Raw genomic sequence first — 21,703 nt, forward strand, 5'->3', positions numbered from 1 at the left:
AAGTTAGACAAAAATGACAAAAACCGAAAAGGTATCGTTTGCAATTTCAACTTTGCAACAATTATATCCAGAAATTCCAATTCCATTAGACCATAAAGACCCTTATACATTATTGATCGCTGTATTAATGTCCGCTCAAAGTACGGATGTACGGGTCAATAAAATTGCCCCTTTATTATTTGCCAAAGCGGACAATCCGTTTGATATGGTAAAACTTTCGGTAGAAGAAATACGGGAAATCATTAAGCCTGTAGGACTATCGCCAATGAAATCCAAAGGTATTTATGGCCTTTCCAAAATTTTAATAGAAAAATACGACGGAGAAGTCCCCAAGGATATTGAGTTATTGGAAGAGTTACCTGCCGTAGGCCACAAAACGGCAAGTGTAGTCGTCTCGCAGGCTTTTGGTATTCCAGCATTTCCGGTAGATACACACATACAACGATTAATGTATCGTTGGGGATTTTCTAACGGAAAAAATGTTGTACAGACCGAGAGAGATGCCAAGCGATTGTTTCCCAAAGAATTATGGAATGATTTGCATTTGCAGATTATTTGGTACGGAAGGGAATATTCTCCGGCACGAGGTTGGAATCTTGATAATGACGTCATTACCAAAACAATAGGTAGGAAAACAGTCTTGAACGACTATTATAAAAAGCTAAAATCTCGCAAATAGCGGGATTTTTTAATTCAAAAAGGTTTCAAACCTTAGGTCTTTGTGCTCAATTTCATAAAGCGCCTGAGAAAAACTCAACAAAAAGTTGATAGTCTTGGGACAGACTTTGTTAAACTCGGTTTGTTCTTGATAATCAGAGTAAATTTTTTCCATATTTCCAATCTTGTTACATTAATTTAACGCAACTAAATTGGAAATATTGTTTATGTTATTTTAGACTCTTCCTAGTTTGTAAGAACAATATTGTTTTTGTCTATGATTTTTCTAAGATTGATCAATGCATAACGCATTCTTCCAAGTGCCGTATTGATACTAACTCCGGTGTTTTCCGAGATTTCCTTGAAACTCATATCCTTATAAATTCTCATTAAAAGAACTTCTTTTTGATCATCCGGTAATTCTTCGATTAATTCTCTCAAATCGGTATCGATTTGATCTTTGATCAACTGCTTTTCAGCATTTAGCTTATCGTCGCCAATTACGGAAAAGATATTGAAATCATCATTTCCTTCGAACATTGGCATTCTTTTGTTTTTTCTAAAGTGGTCTATAATGAGGTTATGCGAAATGCGCATTACCCAAGGCAAAAATTTACCTTCTTCACTATATCTACCTCTTTTCAACGTTTTAATGACCTTAATGAAAGTATCTTGAAAAATATCTTCCGTAATATCCCTGTCCAACACCTTAGAGTAGATAAAACTTGTGATACGTTGATTGTGTCTGTTGATTAAAATCTCCAGTGCCTTTTCATCACCGCTAATATAATCTCTTACTAATTCTGAGTCTTCAATTTGTAGTTCCATGTCAGTCATTTCTTTTGCTGGTTAAAGATTTTGGGAATCTTGTTAGTAATACTGTTTTGTTGTTAATTCTGATATAAAACTAGATAAAAGCCCTCCTGTAGGAAAAAGTATGTTGTCAAATAGCTCATTTATGATGTGAAACAACGAAAAAGTATTTTTCAATACAATAAAGCGCAATTTTGATAGTTGCGTGGGAAATGAAATACAGTCCTTGGGCCGGCCCACAAGAATTTATGGATAGAGGCGTGAAAGGATTCTTATATGCCATGATATAAAATGACACAAAACAAAAGCCCCTGGTATTTCTACCAAGGGCTTCTTTATATTATATAAAAGGGATAGCTAGTTTAAATTACTTTCAAAGGTTATCCCTTTTGCTTCCGTTACCTTTAATGACTTGGAATAGTCCAGCAAAAACCTAATAGTTTCTGGTTTGGCTTTTACTAACTTACATTGGTCTTCGTTTCTCTTGGCGTAAATTTTCTCCATATCCTTCCGGTTTGTTTCAATTGTAAAACGCTACAGATTTCAATATAATAGATCCAATCGACCTGTGACCAATTAATTCGTTAAAACTATACTATTTGCTTCAACCAGCTTTCTAAGGTTGATCAGGGCATAGCGCATTCTTCCTAAAGCCGTATTGATACTAACGCCGGTGTTATCGGATATTTCCTTGAAACTCATATCCTTATATATACGCATCTCTAGTACTTCCTGTTGATCTTCGGGCAATTGCTTGATCATAGTTACCAGATCGGTATCGATCTGATCCTTTATCAATTGCTTTTCGGCGTTCAAATGCTCATCGCCCATCAAAGAGAAAATATTATAACTCTCGGCGCCACCATACATAGGCATTCTGTTACTCTTTCTAAAATGATCTATAATAAGGTTGTGTGCAATACGCATGACCCATGGTAGAAATTTTCCCTCCTCGTTATAAGCACCTCGCTTGAGCGTGCGTATCACTTTCATAAATGTATCCTGAAAAATATCTTCGGTCAATTCACGGTCGCCAACTTTGGAATAAATAAATCCTGTAAGCCGGGAATTATGTTTGTTTATGAGCTGACCTATGGCACGCTCATCTCCGTTAATGTATTGTTTTACTAGTTGGGAATCCTCGATCTGTAGATTCATAGCCTTTACTTTTGGGGTTAAAACTTGGCCCTAATTCAAAGAAAAAGGGTCTTGTGGGTTACTATTCTAACTTAAAAAGTAATTGTGCTGTATAGGCTATTTTAGATTTTATTAGGATTCCAAAGATAGAAAAAAAATGATACTCACAAAAAAATGTGAAAATTTAGGGACCTATAAATAGGAAGAAAAGCTTTTCCTCGGTCAAGAAAAACCCATATTGTATCTTTGCCCATCGATAAAATGCTATGACGTTACTTACTGAAATAAATCCCAAAGAAAACATCATTATTAAAGGTGCAAAACTGCATAATCTTAAAAATATCGATGTAGTCATTCCTAGAAATAAGTTGGTTGTCATCACGGGGCTTTCAGGTTCCGGAAAGTCCAGCTTGGCTTTTGATACGCTATATGCCGAAGGACAACGAAGGTATGTAGAAAGTCTTTCTTCCTATGCCAGACAGTTTTTAGGAAAATTGGACAAGCCCAAAGTAGATTATATCAAAGGAATAGCGCCTGCCATTGCGATTGAACAAAAGGTAAATTCTACAAATCCGAGATCTACCGTAGGCACTACAACAGAAATTTACGATTATATAAAGCTGTTGTACGCCCGTATCGGAAGGACTTTTTCCCCAATTTCTGGAAAAGAGGTGAAAAAAGATACAGTGACCGATGTAATTGAGCACGTAAGATCCTTTCCTGAAAATACAAAACTGCTTTTATTGGCTCCTATTGAAATCCGTGAGGATAGGGATACTTTAAAATCATTACAATTATTTTCCAAACAAGGATATGCTAGAATAAAATATGAAGACAAAGTCATAAGAATAGACCAAGCACCACAGGATATAGGGAAGAAATTTGATTTGGTCATAGACCGTATTATTACAAAAAACGATGAGGATTTCTATAATCGATTGGCCAATGCAACGGACACCGCTTTTTTTGAAGGAAAAGGTCAGTGTAGTATAGAAATGCTGGAAACCGGAGAAAAAACCGTATTCAGTAATAAGTTTGAATTAGATGGAATGCAATTTTTAGAACCCAATGTGCATCTTTTCAGTTTTAACAATCCTTATGGGGCTTGCCCTAAATGTGAGGGATATGGTGATGTAATAGGAATTGACCCGGATTTAGTCGTTCCCAATACGGCGCTTTCCATTTATGAAAATGCAATATTTCCTTGGCGAGGCGAGAGTATGAGTTGGTATCGAGACCAATTGGTAAACGCCGCCTACAAATTTGATTTTCCGATTCATAAACCCTGGTTTGAACTTACCGAAGACCAAAAACAACTGGTATGGGATGGCAATGATTATTTTATTGGGTTGTACAAGTTTTTTGGAATGCTAGAGGAAAAAAGCTATAAAATTCAAAATAGGGTGATGCTCTCCCGTTACCGCGGAAAAACAAAATGTAACGTTTGTAAAGGAAGGCGTTTGACCAAAGAGACGGACTATGTAAAAGTTGGCAACACCAATATTTCCGAATTAGTAGAACTTTCCATAGAAAAGCTGATCGTTTTTTTTAATAAGCTGCAATTGAGCGAACATGATGCCCAAATTGCTAAAAGACTATTAAAGGAGATTAATACCCGTTTAGGTTTTTTGGATAAAGTGGGTCTAAGTTATCTTACCCTAAACCGAAAATCCAATACGCTGTCCGGAGGGGAGAGCCAACGCATCAATTTAGCAACCTCTTTAGGAAGTAGCCTAGTTGGTTCCATGTATATTTTGGACGAACCGAGTATTGGGCTCCACCCCAAAGACACTGAAAATTTGGTGGAAGTATTGTTATCACTTCGTGATTTGGGCAATACCGTCATTGTCGTTGAACATGACGAAGATATCATGAAAGCCGCGGACGAGGTTATTGATATTGGACCGGAAGCAGGAACGCATGGCGGACATATAGTTGCGCAAGGAAGCCTTAGCGAAGTATTAAAATCAAAATCGCTCACCGCCAGTTATTTGAACGGTACTATGGAAATAGCCGTTCCCGAAGAAAGAAGGACTTCGAAAAATCACATCACCATAAAAGGGGCGCGTGAAAACAACCTTAAAAATATAAACGCGACTTTCCCTTTGGATATGCTCACCGTAATCACCGGGGTTTCCGGTAGTGGTAAGAGTACTTTGGTCAAAAAACTGTTGTACCCTATTATTCTGAAAGAAGTAGGCGGTTATGGTGAAAAAGCGGGTCAGTTTACGGAGGTTGAGGGAAAATACAAGCATATAAAACATGTTGAATTTGTGGACCAAAACCCTATTGGGCGTTCCTCACGTTCCAATCCGGTAACGTATATCAAAGCGTACGACGATATCCGAAATCTATTTGCCGGACAAAAACTGAGTAAAATCAGAAATTACCAAGCAAAACATTTTTCCTTTAACGTGGATGGCGGCCGATGTGAAAAATGTAAGGGTGAAGGTGAAATCACCGTAGAAATGCAGTTTATGGCAGATGTGCATTTGGAATGTGATACCTGTGGTGGAAAACGTTTTAAGAAAGATGTTTTGGAAGTTACTTTCAATAACGCCAGCATTGATGATGTTTTAAACATGACCATTGACGATGCCATTGCTTTCTTTGAGGCTGGGGAGCAAACCAAAATAGTAAGTAAATTAAAACCCTTGCAAGACGTTGGTTTGGGCTATGTGACATTGGGCCAGTCCTCCTCTACCCTTTCCGGTGGCGAGGCGCAGCGCATAAAATTAGCATCATTTTTAGTGAAGGGGACCACAAAAGATAAAGCATTGTTCATTTTTGATGAACCAACTACGGGACTTCATTTTCATGATATCCAAAAACTGCTTAAATCTTTTAATGCCCTTATCAAAAAGGGACATTCCATTGTAGTAATTGAACACAATATCGAACTCATAAAATGTGCCGATTATATCATCGATTTAGGACCTGAGGGAGGTGAAAATGGCGGTTACTTATTGGCGGAAGGAACTCCAGAAGAAATCATAAAAAGTAAAAAATCGTTTACCGCGAAGTATTTAAAGGAGAAGTTGTAACCGATTAATTTGTAGATTTCTCACGCTCATTTCTTTCGGTTCGAAATGACTCAAAAATCTCTCAGTCATTCCGACATGAGAAGTAAAACTTCGATTTGGAAACCAGAAGACTATGAATAAAAATTACTAATCAATTGAAAGTTTACGCTATAAGTGGACTTGGTGCGGATAAAAGAGTTTTTCAGTATTTAAAATTGAATCAGGAGATTCTTCACCTAGATTGGATTCAACCTTTAAAAAGTGAATCAATAACTGCATATGCTCATAGGTTATCAGCAAAAATTGATACGAGAGAAGAATTTTGTCTTATTGGAGTAAGCTTTGGTGGGCTAATTGCTAAGGAAATTAGTTTATTTCTAAATCCTAAACTCACCATTCTGATTTCCTCCGCTTCAAAAAGCATGGAATTACCAAGAATTTATAAAACTTTTGGCTTGAAACATTTGATAAAAATAATTCCAAGAAGATTTTTTAAACCTCCTATTGCAGTTGCAAAGTTTCTTTTTGGCACAACCAAAACTCAGCTACTCAAAGATATTTTGAATGACACCAACTTAATCTTCGCTAAATGGGCTGTTACGAAATTGGTTTCTTGGGAGAATAATCATAACGCTAGAAACTTATATAGAATTCACGGTACAAATGACAAACTTATTCCAGCCAAAGGAAATTATCGAATTGATTTAATTAAAAATGGCGAACACTTTATGATAGTAGATAAATCAAAAGAAGTTAGTATTCTTATCCAAAAAAGAATAAATCTATTTATAAATAAAAATTACAAATAATTGATTTTCAGAATCTTATATTCATAATCTAATTTTTGGCACGCTGTTTGGTATTAGGTAAGAGAATGTAAATAGTTGCATTCAGAACCCGCCTGCCGTCGGGCAGGTTTAAAACCTTATATCATGAAGAATTTAGTACTCCTTTTTACGGCGATACTTTTTAGCACTACAGGTGCGTTCGCTAACGGTACAGTAGAAGATAAGGTTGCCTTACGCAATGCTTATAGAAATAACAACTCCTTCATCTTTGTGGAGAATGGCATTACGTTTTCCGTTTATCCAGATGGTGAGTTTGACTTCTACATAGAAGATTATGTAACAGGGCGCAGAAACGGAATCACATTTAATTCTGGATTCGATTATAACCCATATGCTCAGTATGATGATTACGGAGCCGTAATACAGGTAGAGAATGTTCCTATCTTTTACGACTACTATGGCCGAGTGAGCCAAATCGGTGATGTGGACATCCGTTATAGAAATGGTAGGGTCCGCAGATTAGGTGGAATGACCGTTTTTTATAACAACAGGGGATTCTTTGATTACCATACCGGATTCATCAATATCTATAACAGAAATTATGTGTACCGTCCATTTCATAGATGGTTCGTAAGACCTTCGGTCAACCTATGTTTGGTGTACAACAGACCTTATAGAAGGTTCTATACCCCAATTAGGTATACGTACTATAACCCATATAGATTTAACACTAGAAGGGCGTATGTGAATATCGGTAGGACCCATAGATACAATAGGGTACGTCAAGAAAGAGCCCGTGTCTATAGAAACGACAGAAGAGTTGCGGTAAGAAATAACAATTCCTTGCGAAACAACAGAAGCATTGCCGACCGTGGTGATGTAAGAAGTAACAGAACTGTTTCTAGAAGGGATAATAATTTTAAATCGGAGAGAAGAGTGGGTTCTAACAATACGGTACGGAGAGATAGAGGCAACGTGAACAGAACCAGTTCGGATAGAAGAGTAACCGCTAATACTGGACGTAACGATAGAAACAATGTAGGTAGAACAAATACAGTAAAACGAAATACCACAGTAGTAAAACGTGGAAACAATAATACTGTAAGAAACAATCAAGGTAGAACGGTCACCAAAAGAGAAGTGACCCGTACGCCAAGAAGTACTACCGTAAAACGAAGTACTACTACCTATAAGAAACCTGTGAACAGAAATACGAACGTTCGCAGTAATAATGGTAGAACGCAAAGAGCGGTAGCGCAATCAAGAACGCAGCGAAACTCAAATACTAGGTCGGTCAGCAAAGCACCTTCCAGATCAAGGACTACGGTAAAAAGAAGTTCCAGTTCCAGGTCGGTTAGCAAAGCGCCTTCCAGAAGTTCAAGAAGTAATGATTCAAGATCGGCTACTGTAAGAAGCAGTAGAAGACAATAACAATAATTGCTGAGCGAGGTCTTAGTTGCTTCGACTTCGCTCAGCATTCGTTACATAACCTATTTTTATTGCAGCCGCAATTTCAAAATAGATTTGCACAAAGTTTTTAGGTTGGTTAGTTGTTTAGCCCCGTAGCGGATTCGTCCACTGCGGGGCTTTTTTAGGCCCCACCCCTAAATCCCCTCCCGAAGGAGAGGGGACTTTAATCATAATTAGCTTTTAATAAATAAAACATCTTTATAAACTTTTCGGAAACTTATTTTTATGCTAAAAAATAAAGCAAATTAACCCTGAGCACTTCGGCTCCGCTCAGCGCAGGCTCGTAGAAGGGTCTCTTTTAATTTCCCCAAATCTCCCCAAAGGAGAGGGGACTTTACAATAGTCGCTTTATTCTCGAAGAAATAGTTTCCCAAACTTTTTAGGCAGTTTACTTTCCACTACTATTCTATTTTTAGCAAAGGGATGGATAAATTCCAAAGATTGGGCGTGCAGGTAAAGCCCCTTTCCTTTTAGAATGAGATGTGGCAATCCATATTCAGCATCTCCTAAAATCGGGTTTCCGACACCTGACAAGTGTTTCCGTAACTGATGCCTTCTGCCTGTTTTAGGGGATAGTTTCACCAAATTTAAACACTTGAACCGTTCCGAATTCAACGTTTGCAGTACTTCATATTCGGAAAGAGCTTCTTTAGCATTAATTGGGGTTTTAATTGTGCCTTTAGGCTTCGTTTCTCCAATAGTTACGGCAAAATAGGTTTTAACAACTTCTTTCTGTTCAAACAGTTTGTTCAATGCTAGGATGGCACCGCTTGTTTTACCTACTAAAAGTAATCCGGTCGTAGGATAATCCAACCGATGTACGGGTTGAGGCTGAACGGCATCAAGTTGTGTACTTTTCTTAAGATTTTGTGCCAATGCATTCGCAACGGTCTCGAATTTGTTTCCGCTAACTAAAATTCCTGCAGGTTTATTAATTACGGCCAAGTAATCATCTTCATAAACTACTTCTAGTGAAAAGTTTAACCTTTTATAAGTTTCTGGTTTAATGTTTTCCAGTAATTCAATTCGTTCTCCACCAGTGATAAAAGTACCTGTTTTGGCTTTGTTGCCATCAACCCAAATTAAATCGGTTTTTATTGCTTTTTTTAAGGCCGATTTAGTTGGTATCATTTTAAAAATTCCAACACCATATTCCTGTAATCGGATGGGGGTTGTTTGCATCGGGACAATATGTGTTGCTAGAATGTCCAAAAGGTAGAATACTTGGAAAGCACATTTTGTATATCCTTGGATATTTTAAACCGAAGCACTAAAAAAACATATAAAAATATCATCAGCATACTTTTTAAAGCAATGTTTATCAAAGGATGAAAAGAGAACTCTACATAGTAAAACAACACACCAAGTACAATCAGCAAAAACATGGCTTTTCCCGTATCTCGCGTAAACGGAATCATTTTAAATTTGGCCTTTACGTAAAACAGCTTCAACGTATTATAAATAAAAAAGGCCGAAAAACTGGCAACAGCTGCTCCATTAAGTCCATATTCGGGAATCAACCAAAGATTGAAACCAATGGCCAATAAGGCCAACAAAACTCCCAGAAACAATATGGAACGATAGTAATCAGAATTATAGAGAATGGCATTGTTGTTCCCCAGTAAAGCGTCATACACTTTGGCCAACCCAATCCAAAATACAATTAAAACACCGCCGCTATACACTTTGGGAATCATTTCATACAAATCGTTCAAGTTTAGCACAATCAATAAAAATAATATGCCTGAAACGATAAAAAGTGTTAATGAACTACGCTGATATAAATCTTTAAGTGCTGAATTATCTTTCTTATTAATATACTCTGCGGTAAGCGGATAGGTGATTTGATGCATGGCCCGTGAAGGAACGGCAATGGTTATGGCAATGAAACCCGCTACGCCATAATACGCTACGTTTTCAATTTCCAGAAAATGATTGAGCATTACTTTATCCACTTCCATCAAAACTATGGCCGTGGAACCTCCCAAAATAATCAATACACTATATTTTAAAATGGCGGTCATGTTCTTAGGTACACTAAAATTTAGCTTGGGCATGTGAAGTTTATAAGCGTAAAGCTTCATGATTACGGTACGTAGCAAATAGAACCCGACCAAGGCGTTAATAAAAAAATCAATGCCGATATATTCAAATAACAACAACACAAGCAATACTGTCTGTCCCACTCTACAGAAGATTTCTTTCATAAAATTTCCAAAGACCGACTTCATTTGAATTCGTACCCAAGCATAAAAAACTTCAAAATAGGCCATGGCCATCCCGATCAAAAATATCTGCCATACATAATCTTTTACAATAGGGTTCTTTTTGGCCAAAAATCCACCGATAAATTCGTTAGACGCGTAGCTTAACAACGCAATGGGAACGATTAAAACCAATGGCAAGAACAGCATCCAAGTAAGAAAACCTTCCTGTTCCTTTTTATGATTAAAACTGGAATAAAATTTTACCAACGTATTGGGTACGCCAAAAGCAAGAAAGGGCATTAAAACCATACTCACGGAAAGCACCACCTGTACCAGACCGTAGTTTTCATCGCTCATAAAATTGGTGTATAAAAAAAGGGTATTTATAGCACCGATAGCAAAACCAATATAGGTAACTACAAGATTTTTAAAAGATTGCTTTAGTACTAGGCCCATTAGATATATTCCACCAGCTTGCGGGTTAATTCCCTGCGACTATATTGGTTCAAATTCTGAGAAGAAACGGAAAGTGCCTGTTTCTGGTATTGTTCAAACCAATTTAAAAGTACATTTTTCAATTGAAAATGGGAACTGTACTCAAAAATTGCCCCTGTTTTGGTTTCTGAAACGATATTGGCCGCTTCCCAACCTTCTGGTCCAATACCGATAATAGGCCGCGCCGCAGCCATATATTCGAATAATTTCCCCGGAATAATACCCACCGTTTCGGGACTGTCGATTTCTGCCAACAACAAAATCTGTGATTTTTGCTGATATTTTAACGCTTCTTTGTGCGAAACATATCCCAAAACTTCCACGAATTCTTTTAGCCCGGCATTGGCGATACTTTCCAATACATCTTCACTGACCACTCCGATAAATTGAAGTTTTAATGAATTTGAAAAATCTTTATGCTCTTGTACCAATTCTGCAAGTACTTTCCATAAATTTTTAGGATTACGACCGGTAAGCATTGAACCGATATGGGAAATGGTGAATTTTTCGTCCAGTTTTATGCTTATTGGAGTTACACTATCAAAACCATTTGTAATTACCTTAATGGGGCGCTTGGTAAGCTGCTGAAATTCTTTTTGCGTGGTCTTGCTCGTCACTACAATTTTATCGGCATTGTTCAAAACCAAACTTTCCAGTTCTTTATGCCGATTTTCAGCAAGTTTGGTCAATTTTAATTTTTTGTGATACCCAATAGAGGTCCACGGATCTCTAAAGTCGGCAATCCAGGTAACCTTTTTAAATTCTTTCAGATAATGCCCTATAAGATGAACGCTATGCGGAGGCCCTGTTGTGATAATCGTTTCAATTCCTTCTTTTTCCAGTACACTGTACAAAAACTTAATAGAGGGCCGCACCCAATATTTTCTAGCATCTGGAATAAAAAGATTGCCGCGAATCCATAGCATGATTTTTTCCAAAACAGATTGATTTTTGGTCTGAATGATTCCTGAGCTGATGCGCTTGGTCTTTTTAGAGGATAGGATTCCTGCCAAACGATAGGGTTCAAAAATAGGATGTTTGTAAATGGTGATATCCTCTGGAATATCCTTCTCAAAAGTAGTATCTGTCAGTGGATAATGTGGATTCTCAGGAATGTAGATTACCGGTTCTACCCCAAAGTCCCTAAAATACTTTACAAATTTTAGCCATCGTTGTACACCGGGACCACCCGCTGGTGGCCAGTAATACGTAATGACCAGCACTTTTTTCATCAGGATTCCTCCTCTTTTCTAGATTTCCAAAACGAAAAGCCAATACCTCCTAGAATAACCAAAACCAGTATAATGGAACTCGCCAAACTTATTTGGCTTCCTTGGGCAACAACTTTAGGTTCAAACTTGAATTCTATGCTGTGTTTTCCTCCCGGTACTTTTAACGCGCGTAAAACATAGTTTACTTTAAAATGGTCTTTTAATTCCCCATCAATATAAGCGTTCCAACCATTCTTGTAATACATTTCGGAAAATACGGCCACACCTGCATTTTGGTTATTGGATTCGTAAGTTAAATGATTGGGCTTATAATCTACGAGTGTGATAGTAGCGCTCGAATCCAATTGATAATCAAACCGATTTAGGTTCTTGAACTTTTCTGTATTGACCACAGCCGTTTCTTTAGTGTTCAAGCTATCCAGAGCTTTGATTTCGGCATCGGCGGAGGCAACCTGGCGCAAGTTTTTTACAAACCAGGCATTGCCGTTGGCATTGGGATTTTCAATAGGAAATTTATTGCCCTCCTCATCCTGTTGCACTACATACTTTATATTTAACATATTGAGAACGGAAAGGTTTCCTTGATATACGTGAAAATCGAACAAATCTTGTATACCCGCAGGTTTTGCTGCGTGATATCCGGTGATACTTTGATGAAAATATGCTGTTTTAGCCGAATCAAAACCATCCGTTTGGTCAAAAACACGGAAAACACCATCATCTTTTAAAATTGCTTTATCCGCCGGAGTAGCCTGAAAAGGTTCCAGCATCTTTCTTTTGGAAACAAAATTATCGCTGTTCACATATCGCAGATTAACACCGACCAAATCAAAAAGAATAAGCAAACCTAGAGTTCCCACAACTAGGTTCATTTTTAGTTTATCCTTTAAAAATAACCAAAGGAACAGGCACGTCACCAAGACATAACCCATGGAACGCAAAAGATCGCTTGTATAGGCCGCTTTTCTGTCCAATCGTAACATTTCCGGAAGCTCCTCCAATCCCGTCATTCGGAGTCGGTCATCGGAAGGGCCTATAAAATCGAACATTCCCTTGAACACAAAAAGCAGAATTCCTAAACTGAGTACCACCCCAGCGGCATACTTCAAGGAAGTTAGTTTATCCTTTGCATCGACCTTACCGCTAAAGATTTTTTTCAGTGCCAGAATGGCCAGAATGGGAACACAAAGTTCCAATATTACTTGGATGGAGGAAACTGCCCTGAATTTATTGTATAAGGGGAAATAATCGATCATAAAATCGGTCAACAAACTAAAGTTCTTACCCCATGAAAGTACAAGCGATAATAACGCTCCAAATAATAGCCACCATTTGTGTTTGTTTTTCACTAGAAACAATCCTAGTATGAAGAGAAAAAAGATGATGGCACCGATGTAAGCTGGGCCAGAAGTACCAGGTTGTTCACCCCAGTACAAGGGCACACCATTCACAAAATCCAAAGCACTTCTTCTAGGCAACCCTTTATCTATCAAATAATTGAAGGATTTTGAATCTTCCCCCAAATTTTCTTGGCTCGCCCCGCCAAATAATCTTGGTACGAATAAGTTTAGGGATTCCGTTATCCCGTAACTCCAATTTGTGATATATGCTTTACTAAGTCCGTCAGTATTGTCTTTTAGGGACCCATCCGGATTAATAGTCAGTTCGGTTTTACCACGGGTACTCCAATCCGCATATTCCTTAGTTGTCAATAAACTGGTGGCGTTCGCAGCAATGCCCAGGGCAACCGCGGCCAATAAAATACCGACCGAACCAAAAAAATGCTTTAATTGCTTCTTTTTGATGGCATCTATAAAATAAACCACGCCCAACACCAATACCAAAAGCATAAAGTAATAGGTCATTTGATAGTGATTGGCAACAATTTCCAATGCCATTGCCAAAGCCGTGAGTACAAATCCCCACAAATACTTTTTTCTGAACACGAGCACAATTCCGGCCAATAACAATGGTAAATAGCCCAAAGCATGTGCTTTAGCATTATGTCCCGCACCAATGATGATAATCAAATAAGTGGAAAAACCAAAGGCGAGCGCTCCAAGTATTGCGAGCTTGAAATCTACCTTTAAGCAGCACAGAAGAATATAAAAACCAATGAAATAAAGAAAAAGATAATCTGCAGGTCTTGGTAAAAATCGAATTAAACGATCTAAATTTTTAATATAATTATGCGGGTAATTGGCTCCTAGCTGGTAGGTAGGCATCCCACCAAAAGCACTATTGGTCCAATATGATTCCTCTTCGGTGTTCTTTTTAAAATCGTTCCGTTCTTTGGCCATGCCCGTATATTGGGCAATATCATGTTGATAGATTACTTTTCCCTGTAATACCGGACTGAAATAGGCCAACGCCGCCACCACAAAAAATACGACAATAAAAAAATGGGTTAAAAAGAATTTTAGACCTTTTTTCATTTAAATAGCCATGATTGGTTAGGTAAAGATAGTTAGTCTATTTCTTCAAAGTCTATATACTCCCCTACTTTTTCGGATGAGTCCTTTTTTCTTTGGGTCTTTTTATCAATGATGACGTCTCCTACTTTTTCTTCCGAAGTGCTGTTTGGATGATCAAAACCTCCAAAAGCTTCCTTGAAATGGGATTCCGTCTTCCTTGCGGCGTAGTTTAAGATTTTAGGAGCAAACAACTTCACAACAATTTTTAGGAAGTAATAGCCCAAAAGAATAAACAATATTGTTTTTAAAAATGCCATTTTATTTTATAGGATATATATCAAAAGTACAATTATAGCGTTTTATAAGGAATATGTAAATCCTAAAATAATATTAAGATCAATAATGGGCTGTTCCCGTATTGTAAAAAACATAGCTATACCGTTCTTAATTATGAGCCTTTTGACCCCTTTTTTAGGGGTTTCCCAGTTTACGGACGTCATTAATTCCAACAGACCCAGTCTTGCCGTTAGTGCATATGCCGTAGGAGCCAATGTTTTACATATTGAAGGAGGTATGCGATATGAACAGAGGGATCATTCGCTATTAAAATCGCAAACGAATCTATGGGGCTCCGAAATCTCAGTACGATATGGCCTTCTTTTTGAGGAATTGGAAGTCACTTATGACGCTACCTTTCAAAATAGTGCTACCGGATATGTGAACAGCGATTATAGAAATAGTTTTACCAATTTCAGCAGAAATAGAATTGGTTTTAAATATTTGATTTATGACCGATACAAGGACACAATCCGGAACAAACCCAACCTAAAAAGTTGGCGTAAGGACCATTTGTTCCAATTTAAAAATCTAATTCCGTCCGTGTCTGCCTATGGTGGGGTAAATCTTAATATTGGAGAAAATTCCTTTTATCCCGAAGACCCTATGCTTTCCTACAGGGCTATGGTGGTTACACAAAGTAAACTAACCCCTAGAACCGTATTCATAAGCAACATTGCTTTTGACCGTATTGCATCGCCCTTTCCGGAACTTAGCTATAAATTGGCATTGACCTATGCTTTTAGGGACCCTAAATGGAGCACTTTTCTGGAACAGCACAGTATCCGCAGTAAGAGATATTCGGATATTCTTTTTCGCTCGGGTGTAGCACATCTGATCAATGAAGAACTACAAGTCGATTTTTCCATGGGAGCCAGTTTTAAAAACACTCCATCCAGAATATTCATGAACCTAGGTGCTTCCTACCGAATCAATATGCGTAAAAAACCGGTCATAAACCCGGAGGAAGAAGGTGAAGAGCCTATCAAGAAAGGGACTATGCGGAAAAAAGCAAAAGCGGAGAGAAAAGCACGGGAAAAGGCCAAAAAAGAAGAAGAAGCTTTAAGCGATGCTGAAAATAATGATGATTTTGATTGGTTAACGGGCGATGAAGAAGAGGCTGATATTACCGAGGAAATCCAAGAAGAGGAAGATTTGACCGAAGCACCGGTTGACGAAAACGATGAGGATATTGAAAAGAAACGAGAGACCAAGATTAGGGATATCACCTTAAAGCCCAAGAAACCTTCTGCCCGCAAAAACAAAAGAGAGGCCAAAAGACTCATTAAATCATCGGATGGTAGAATAACATTGTTCCCGAAAAAGAAAAAGAGAAGTAAAAAAATAAAGGTCAAAAAAGTAGATAAGGAAAAAATAGCGCAGGCAAAACAACAGCAACTAGACAAATATTTGGCAAAACAGGCCAAAGAGAAACAAAAGAAAGAAGCCAAAAAAGTTAAGACACAGCTCAAAAAAGAAAAAGAGGCAAAAAAATACACAGGTAAATTAGCAAAGGAAAAAATTAAAAAAGAGAAGAGAAAAACCAAACGTTTACAACAGTTTGATATACAAAACAAAAAGCAGAAAAGAAAAGCTGCCAAAAAAAGAAAGGGAATAGAAAAGAGCAATGGAAAACGTGCCAGAAAAATCAAGAAGTCCATTTCCGTAAAAGAAAAACAAATAGCCAAGAGAACTAGGAAAAAAGCGAAACAGGCATCTAAAATTCAAAAAAGAGCAGAAAAGTACAAAGAGAAAAAACGCAGGAGTACAGAAAAATTTCTAAAGAAAAAGGAAAAAAAGGCACTACAAAAACAAAAGAATGCACAAAAAAGAAAAGCTAAAAAAACAAAGCAAGTTCAAAAAGGAAAGAACAAGGCACATAAACAGCTACGGAAAAAAGAACGTAGCAGTTTTAAAAGACAGCAGAAAAAAAGAAAAGCAATTGAGAATTCTAGAGAACGTTTCCTAAAAAAGAAAACCAAAGCATCAAAAGAAGCCCAAAAGCGAAAAGCAAAATCAGAAAAAAGGAAAAAGACCTCGGTTGACAGGTACAACAAACAAAATGAGAAGAAAGCGAAGCAATATCAAAAAGAAAAACAGAAAACGGCCAAAAAGAAAGAAAAATCAATAACTGATTACGAGAGGAAAAACGAGAAAAAGCTCAGGCAATACGAAAATAGAAAAGAAAAAATAGCCAAAAAGAAAAATACTTCAATCGCTAAATACGAGAAAAACAAAAAGAAAAAAGTAGCCCAAGCACAGAAAAGGAGAGAAAAGATAGCTAAGAGAAAAAAGGCTGCCATTGCCAAATACCATAAGAATAATGAGAAAAAAGCAAAACAAGCCCAGAAGAGAAGAGAAAAAATAGCAAGAAAGAAAAAGGCTTCTATTGCTAAATACAAAAGGCAGCAACAGAAACGAGCAAATCAAAACGAGAAAAAAATTAGAAAAAGGAAGAATAAATAAGACCTATTTCGAGTTCTTTTTAATAGAAGGTCCACAAAATTAAGCCTATGAAAAGTAAAACAGTTTCTAATTTTACAGCTTTGTGCATATTATTATCCGCGTTTTTAGGCTATGGGCAGTATACGGACGTTATCAATTCCAATAGACCCGGACTATCCGTAAGTGCTTATGCTGTGGGTAAAAATGTAATACAAGCAGAATTGGGTGCGTTTTATGAACAAACGGACCACAGTCTTCTAAATACGGAATCCGATATATGGGGAACCGATATTTCCTTACGCTACGGACTGTTTTTTGAAACTTTGGAATTAAATTATGAAGGTACCTTTCAAAGCCAGGACCTTCTTTTTACCAATTTTGATTTTGAACAAAAACGAACCGATTTTTCCCGTAACAGGCTCGGTCTTAAATTTTTAATTTTTGACCCTTTCAAAAACCCAGAGGCCAATAAACCAAATTTATATAGTTGGAAGGCAAACAATAAGTTTAGCTTAAAAAATTTAATTCCGGCCATATCTATCTATGGAGGTGCGAACTTTGTTTTAGGGGATAATCCTTTCTATGCAGAAGATCCGACCACTTCTTATAGGGTTATGCTGGCTACACAAAGTAAATTAAGTTCCAAGTTTGTTTTGATTACCAATACCGCTTATGATAGAATCGGCACCGATTTTCCGGAATTGAGTTATCTCATTTCCTTATCGCATGCCTTCAGAAATCCTAAATGGAGCTTTTTTGCGGAACATCAGGGCATTCAAAGTGACAGATATTCGGATGTACTCCTGAGGGGCGGTATAGCGCATCTGTTGAGCAAAAAATTACAGGTGGACTTCAATCTAGGAGCAAGCTTTAAAAATACTCCTTCTCGCATTTTCGTGGGCTTTGGTGGTTCTTACAGAATTGACCTTCACACTGATAAACTTATACCTATTGAAAATCAAAAAGCCGGGCAAAACAATCGAAACCGATAATTCCTTTCCGCTCTTCTAAATTATACCTAATATTGAGGGTTCTAAAGAATAGCAATGATTGCCATCAAAGAAGCAAATACGTCAAAAGAACTAAAGCAGTTCGTGACTTTTCCTTTCTCGCTTTACAAGGATTCCAAATATTGGGTACCCCCTATTATAAAGGACGAATTGGAGACCTTTGACAAGTCTAAAAATCCAGTTTTTAAGGATGCCGAGGCATGGTTTTTCCTAGCTTATAAAAATAATGAAATTGTTGGCCGTGTTGCCGCTATTATCAATTGGCTGGAGGTCAAAGAGCAAGGCATTGCCAAAATGCGTTTTGGTTGGTTTGATTTTGTTGATGATACCGCCGTATCCGAAGCCCTACTTCAAAAAGTATCGGAAATTGGCGCAAAAAACAACTTAGAGTTTATGGAAGGACCCGTAGGTTTTTCCAATTTGGATAAAGTGGGTGTATTGGTCGAAGGGTTTGACCATATTGGCACCATGGTTACCTGGTACAATCATTCCTATTACCAAAAGCATTATGAGCGTTTGGGCTTCGCCAAGGAAAAGGAATACATGGAAAATAAGTTTCCGGCGGCCAATGCAGACCCAAAATTATTCGTTAAGATCAATAACCTCATCAAAAAGCGTTACGGTTTAAAAGAAGTAAATTTCTCCAAAACAAAAGAGGTAATGCCCTTTGCCGATGAGATGTTCGACCTCTTTAATGAAACCTATTCCAGCTTATCCTCTTTTGTACCGATTACCGATATTCAAAAAGCATATTTTAAAAAGAAATATATCAGTTTTATAAATCCGGAGTACATTAAATTCATAAAGGATAAAAATGATAAATTGATTGCTTTTGCTATAGTAATGCCCTCTTTTTCGGAAGCGCTTCAAAAAGCAAAGGGAAAGCTCTTTCCTTTTGGCATCTATCATTTATTAAAAGCGAAAAAGAGCAGCAAGGACGTTATCTTTTATTTGATCGGAATACATCCGGAGTATCAAAATAAAGGAGTTACCGCAATCATTTTCAATGAGTACTATAAAACCTTTACCAAAAAAGGCATAAAGATGTGCTACCGTACCCCGGAGTTAGAGGAAAATGTGGCCATCAAACAAATGTGGAAACACTTTGACCCCGTAGTCTATAAGCGTAGGAGAACTTACCGAAAAAACCTAACCTCCTAAAAACAAAAAAATTCCAGTTTATTTCTGGAACTTTTTTGTTGTATAAGCTGAAAAAGAAACCTACTCACCCATTGCCGCCGCAACCGCAGCAGATAACCTTTTATACGTTCCGTTCTCCAATCGTTCTCGGATGGCGGAGAAAGCCGCTAGGGTTTCCTCAATATCTTCCATCGTATGGGTCGCTGTCGGAATCATGCGTAACAGTATTAATCCTTTAGGTATTACAGGATATACCACTATGGAGCAAAAGATACCATAGTTTTCCCTTAGGTCTTTTACCAATGCCATGGCCTCTGGAATACTACCGTTAAGGTAGACCGGTGTCACACAACTGGTAGTAGAACCAATATCAAATCCTTTTTCTTTGAGTCCGTTCTGCAAGGCATTTACATTTTCCCAAAGTTTGGCTTTCAGTTCAGGTTGCGTACGCAACATATCCAAACGCTTTAATGCGCCTTTTACATACACCATTGGAAGTGATTTAGCGAACATTTGTGAGCGTAGATTATATTTTAGGTAATCTATAATTTCTTTGTCCGCCGCTAAGAAAGCCCCAATACTTGCCATGGATTTTGCAAAAGTGGCAAAGTACACGTCTATATCGTCCTGCACCCCTTGCTCCTCACCGGCTCCGGCACCCGTTTTTCCTAAAGTCCCGAATCCGTGAGCATCATCGACCAACAGACGGAAGTTATATTTTTTCTTTAGGGCCACTATTTCCTTTAATTTTCCCTGTTCACCGCGCATGCCGAAAACGCCCTCAGAAATCACCAAAATTCCACCTCCGGTCTGTTCCGCCATTTTAGTGGCGCGTTCCAGGTTTACTTCTAAACTTTCAACATCATTGTGCTTAAATGTAAAACGCTTGCCCATATGTAAACGCACACCGTCTATGATACAAGCATGGCAGTCCACATCATATACAATAATATCATCTTTGGATACCAAAGCGTCTATTGCGGACATAATGCCTTGATACCCAAAATTCAATAAATAGGCCGATTCTTTTTGAACAAAATCGGCACATTCCTGCTCCAATTGCTCATGGAAATCCGTATGGCCACTCATCATACGGGCACCCATAGGATATGCAGAACCATACTCCGCCGCAGTATCACCATCTATCTTCTTTATTTCCGGAAGATTGGCAAGACCCAAGTAATCATTAATACTCCAGGTAATGACATCTTTCCCTTGAAATTTCATTCTATTGGAAATAGGGCCTTCCAATTTTGGAAAAACAAAATATCCTTCTGCCTGTGATGCCCATTTTCCCAACGGGCCTTTATTCTCAATAATCCTATCAAATAAGTCTCTCATTTCCTACGTTTATTCTTGCTGCAAAAGTAAAAATTTTTAAGAAGCATTCATAATCTAATTTATTCCATAAAAAAAGCGGGTGTTTTACCCGCTTTTATCAAATTAAATAACATATTAATTACTTAACGTGCTGTATTTCATGTGTTTCTTCTACAGAATTCGTATTTAGGAATCCTTGGTCCTCCATCCATTTATCACTGTATATTTTACTCATATAGCGCGATCCATGGTCTGGGAAAATAGCTACTACATTGCTATCCTTATCAAAAGTTCCCAGTTCGTCCAATTGCTTTAAAGCTTGCATTGCGGCCCCACTGGTATATCCAACGAAAATACCTTCTGTTCTGGAAATTTCCCTAGCAGTATGCGCACTTTCGGCATCTGTAACTTTTATGAATTCATCGATTATATCAAAATCGGTTGCAGAGGGAATCAAGTTTTTACCGAGACCTTCTATGCGATAAGGATATATTTCATTTGAATCGAAATCACCCGTTTCGTGATACTTTTTCAAAACGGAACCATAGGCATCCACTCCAATGATTTTGATATTTGGATTCTGCTCCTTTAAAAAGCGTGCAGTACCGGAGATAGTTCCTCCCGTTCCGCTACAAGCTACCAAATGCGTAATTTGCCCACCGGTCTGTTCCCAGATTTCCGGACCGGTAGATTTATAATGTGCCTCAGTGTTCAATTCATTAAAATACTGGTTGATATAGATAGAACCTTTGGTTTCCTCATGTAAACGCTTGGCTACTTGATAATAAGACCTTGGATCATCTGCACTTACGTGCGCCGGACAAACATGCACCTTGGCACCCATGGAACGAAGCATATCTATCTTATCCTTTGATGATTTTGAACTTACCGCCAAAATACAATCATATCCTTTTATGATACTCACCATGGCAATGCTAAAACCCGTATTGCCCGAGGTAGTCTCTATCACCGTGCTGCCCTCCGTTAATAAACCTTTGCGTTCCGCTTCTTCAATGATATGAATAGCGATGCGGTCCTTGGAAGAATGGCCGGGATTAAAAGCTTCAACTTTTGCGAAAAAATTACCGGTAAAATCTTTTGTGATTCGGTTAAGCTTAACAAGTGGCGTATTACCAACTAACTGTAATATGTTATCGTAAGCCTTTATCTTATTTTCCATAAGGGGGATACTCTGTTTTAAAACTTTGAACAAATA

Annotated in this window: 17 protein-coding genes; 7 read left to right on the top strand and 10 right to left on the bottom strand. The window is 37.8% G+C overall.

The window, feature by feature from the left end; all coding sequences use genetic code 11:
- Positions 1 to 13: 13 nt before the first annotated feature.
- Positions 14 to 679, top strand: a complete 666-nt coding sequence (locus tag ACKWBX_RS15270; protein WP_413969588.1) for an endonuclease III domain-containing protein — start codon at positions 14 to 16, stop codon at positions 677 to 679.
- 224 nt (positions 680 to 903) lie between these two features.
- On the opposite strand, the gene ACKWBX_RS15275 is transcribed toward ACKWBX_RS15270, so the two are convergent.
- The 3 genes from ACKWBX_RS15275 to ACKWBX_RS15285 all read right to left on the bottom strand — a co-directional run bounded on the left by ACKWBX_RS15275 (position 904) and on the right by ACKWBX_RS15285 (position 2,628).
- Positions 904 to 1,485, bottom strand: a complete 582-nt coding sequence (locus ACKWBX_RS15275) for an RNA polymerase sigma factor (RefSeq protein WP_413969589.1) — start codon at positions 1,483 to 1,485, stop codon at positions 904 to 906.
- A 342-nt stretch (positions 1,486 to 1,827) separates the two neighbouring features.
- The gene (locus tag ACKWBX_RS15280) at positions 1,828 to 1,974 is read right to left on the bottom strand and encodes a hypothetical protein (RefSeq protein ID WP_413969590.1); all 147 of its coding nucleotides are present in this window, start codon (positions 1,972 to 1,974) and stop codon (positions 1,828 to 1,830) included.
- A gap of 72 nt (positions 1,975 to 2,046) precedes the next feature.
- Complete coding sequence (locus ACKWBX_RS15285; RefSeq protein ID WP_413969591.1) at positions 2,047 to 2,628, bottom strand: RNA polymerase sigma factor; 582 nt, start codon at positions 2,626 to 2,628, stop codon at positions 2,047 to 2,049.
- A gap of 245 nt (positions 2,629 to 2,873) precedes the next feature.
- On the opposite strand from ACKWBX_RS15285, the gene uvrA reads away from it, so the two are divergent.
- The 3 genes from uvrA to ACKWBX_RS15300 all read left to right on the top strand — a co-directional run bounded on the left by uvrA (position 2,874) and on the right by ACKWBX_RS15300 (position 7,849).
- Positions 2,874 to 5,651, top strand: a complete 2,778-nt coding sequence (gene uvrA / locus ACKWBX_RS15290; RefSeq protein WP_413969592.1) for an excinuclease ABC subunit UvrA — start codon at positions 2,874 to 2,876, stop codon at positions 5,649 to 5,651.
- Between the two features lie 134 nt (positions 5,652 to 5,785).
- Positions 5,786 to 6,439: an alpha/beta hydrolase gene (locus ACKWBX_RS15295; protein WP_413969593.1), complete on the top strand. Its 654-nt coding sequence runs from the start codon at positions 5,786 to 5,788 to the stop codon at positions 6,437 to 6,439.
- 123 nt (positions 6,440 to 6,562) lie between these two features.
- Positions 6,563 to 7,849, top strand: a complete 1,287-nt coding sequence (locus tag ACKWBX_RS15300) for a hypothetical protein (protein ID WP_413969594.1) — start codon at positions 6,563 to 6,565, stop codon at positions 7,847 to 7,849.
- A 387-nt stretch (positions 7,850 to 8,236) separates the two neighbouring features.
- On the opposite strand, the gene ACKWBX_RS15305 is transcribed toward ACKWBX_RS15300, so the two are convergent.
- From ACKWBX_RS15305 to ACKWBX_RS15325, 5 genes are read right to left on the bottom strand one after another with little or no spacing between them, the layout of a single operon-like run.
- Positions 8,237 to 9,070: an RluA family pseudouridine synthase gene (locus tag ACKWBX_RS15305; RefSeq protein ID WP_413969595.1), complete on the bottom strand. Its 834-nt coding sequence runs from the start codon at positions 9,068 to 9,070 to the stop codon at positions 8,237 to 8,239.
- Positions 9,071 to 9,087: 17 nt separating this feature from the next.
- A complete protein-coding gene (locus ACKWBX_RS15310; protein ID WP_413969596.1) occupies positions 9,088 to 10,551 on the bottom strand; it encodes an oligosaccharide flippase family protein in 1,464 nt (487 codons plus the stop codon).
- Positions 10,551 to 11,822, bottom strand: coding sequence for a glycosyltransferase family 4 protein (locus tag ACKWBX_RS15315; protein ID WP_413969597.1), 1,272 nt, complete (start codon positions 11,820 to 11,822; stop codon positions 10,551 to 10,553). The genes ACKWBX_RS15310 and ACKWBX_RS15315 overlap by 1 nt, the downstream gene beginning before the upstream one ends.
- Complete coding sequence (locus tag ACKWBX_RS15320) at positions 11,822 to 14,257, bottom strand: YfhO family protein (RefSeq protein WP_413969598.1); 2,436 nt, start codon at positions 14,255 to 14,257, stop codon at positions 11,822 to 11,824. The genes ACKWBX_RS15315 and ACKWBX_RS15320 overlap by 1 nt, the downstream gene beginning before the upstream one ends.
- A gap of 32 nt (positions 14,258 to 14,289) precedes the next feature.
- Positions 14,290 to 14,553, bottom strand: a complete 264-nt coding sequence (locus ACKWBX_RS15325) for a DUF4834 family protein (protein WP_413969599.1) — start codon at positions 14,551 to 14,553, stop codon at positions 14,290 to 14,292.
- A 133-nt stretch (positions 14,554 to 14,686) separates the two neighbouring features.
- Between ACKWBX_RS15325 and ACKWBX_RS15330 the strand changes: the two genes are divergently transcribed.
- Genes ACKWBX_RS15330 through ACKWBX_RS15340 form a run of 3 tightly spaced genes read left to right on the top strand, consistent with a single transcriptional unit; the run spans position 14,687 to position 19,188 of the window.
- Positions 14,687 to 17,038 (top strand): transporter, encoded by a 2,352-nt coding sequence (locus ACKWBX_RS15330; protein WP_413969600.1) that lies wholly within the window; start codon positions 14,687 to 14,689, stop codon positions 17,036 to 17,038.
- Between the two features lie 47 nt (positions 17,039 to 17,085).
- Positions 17,086 to 18,009, top strand: a complete 924-nt coding sequence (locus ACKWBX_RS15335; protein ID WP_413969601.1) for a transporter — start codon at positions 17,086 to 17,088, stop codon at positions 18,007 to 18,009.
- Between the two features lie 54 nt (positions 18,010 to 18,063).
- The gene (locus tag ACKWBX_RS15340) at positions 18,064 to 19,188 is read left to right on the top strand and encodes a GTP cyclohydrolase (RefSeq protein ID WP_413969602.1); all 1,125 of its coding nucleotides are present in this window, start codon (positions 18,064 to 18,066) and stop codon (positions 19,186 to 19,188) included.
- A 60-nt stretch (positions 19,189 to 19,248) separates the two neighbouring features.
- Here the strand turns inward: ACKWBX_RS15340 and ACKWBX_RS15345 are convergent, their stop codons facing one another.
- Together ACKWBX_RS15345 and ACKWBX_RS15350 are read right to left on the bottom strand one after the other, a co-directional pair.
- Entirely contained in the window at positions 19,249 to 20,508 is a 1,260-nt protein-coding gene (locus ACKWBX_RS15345; RefSeq protein ID WP_413969603.1) for an aminotransferase class I/II-fold pyridoxal phosphate-dependent enzyme, read from the bottom strand.
- A gap of 118 nt (positions 20,509 to 20,626) precedes the next feature.
- On the bottom strand, positions 20,627 to 21,667 hold the full coding sequence (locus ACKWBX_RS15350; RefSeq protein WP_413969604.1) for a PLP-dependent cysteine synthase family protein: 1,041 nt from the start codon (positions 21,665 to 21,667) through the stop codon (positions 20,627 to 20,629).
- Between the last annotated feature and the right edge of the window lie 36 nt (positions 21,668 to 21,703).

The sequence above is a fragment of the Maribacter algae genome (assembly GCF_047345745.1).
GTDB lineage: Bacteria > Bacteroidota > Bacteroidia > Flavobacteriales > Flavobacteriaceae > Maribacter.

What these genes read in the sequence shown, in the direction of transcription:
- ACKWBX_RS15270 (WP_413969588.1), top strand. Translation starts at nt 14, where the DNA reads ATGACAAAAACCGAAAAGGTATCGTTTGCAATTTCAACTTTGCAACAA.
- ACKWBX_RS15275 (WP_413969589.1), bottom strand. Translation starts at nt 1,485, where the DNA reads ATGGAACTACAAATTGAAGACTCAGAATTAGTAAGAGATTATATTAGC.
- ACKWBX_RS15280 (WP_413969590.1), bottom strand. Translation starts at nt 1,974, where the DNA reads ATGGAGAAAATTTACGCCAAGAGAAACGAAGACCAATGTAAGTTAGTA.
- ACKWBX_RS15285 (WP_413969591.1), bottom strand. Translation starts at nt 2,628, where the DNA reads ATGAATCTACAGATCGAGGATTCCCAACTAGTAAAACAATACATTAAC.
- uvrA (WP_413969592.1), top strand. Translation starts at nt 2,874, where the DNA reads ATGACGTTACTTACTGAAATAAATCCCAAAGAAAACATCATTATTAAA.
- ACKWBX_RS15300 (WP_413969594.1), top strand. Translation starts at nt 6,563, where the DNA reads ATGAAGAATTTAGTACTCCTTTTTACGGCGATACTTTTTAGCACTACA.
- ACKWBX_RS15305 (WP_413969595.1), bottom strand. Translation starts at nt 9,070, where the DNA reads ATGCAAACAACCCCCATCCGATTACAGGAATATGGTGTTGGAATTTTT.
- ACKWBX_RS15310 (WP_413969596.1), bottom strand. Translation starts at nt 10,551, where the DNA reads ATGGGCCTAGTACTAAAGCAATCTTTTAAAAATCTTGTAGTTACCTAT.
- ACKWBX_RS15315 (WP_413969597.1), bottom strand. Translation starts at nt 11,822, where the DNA reads ATGAAAAAAGTGCTGGTCATTACGTATTACTGGCCACCAGCGGGTGGT.
- ACKWBX_RS15320 (WP_413969598.1), bottom strand. Translation starts at nt 14,257, where the DNA reads ATGAAAAAAGGTCTAAAATTCTTTTTAACCCATTTTTTTATTGTCGTA.
- ACKWBX_RS15325 (WP_413969599.1), bottom strand. Translation starts at nt 14,553, where the DNA reads ATGGCATTTTTAAAAACAATATTGTTTATTCTTTTGGGCTATTACTTC.
- ACKWBX_RS15330 (WP_413969600.1), top strand. Translation starts at nt 14,687, where the DNA reads ATGAGCCTTTTGACCCCTTTTTTAGGGGTTTCCCAGTTTACGGACGTC.
- ACKWBX_RS15335 (WP_413969601.1), top strand. Translation starts at nt 17,086, where the DNA reads ATGAAAAGTAAAACAGTTTCTAATTTTACAGCTTTGTGCATATTATTA.
- ACKWBX_RS15340 (WP_413969602.1), top strand. Translation starts at nt 18,064, where the DNA reads ATGATTGCCATCAAAGAAGCAAATACGTCAAAAGAACTAAAGCAGTTC.
- ACKWBX_RS15345 (WP_413969603.1), bottom strand. Translation starts at nt 20,508, where the DNA reads ATGAGAGACTTATTTGATAGGATTATTGAGAATAAAGGCCCGTTGGGA.
- ACKWBX_RS15350 (WP_413969604.1), bottom strand. Translation starts at nt 21,667, where the DNA reads ATGGAAAATAAGATAAAGGCTTACGATAACATATTACAGTTAGTTGGT.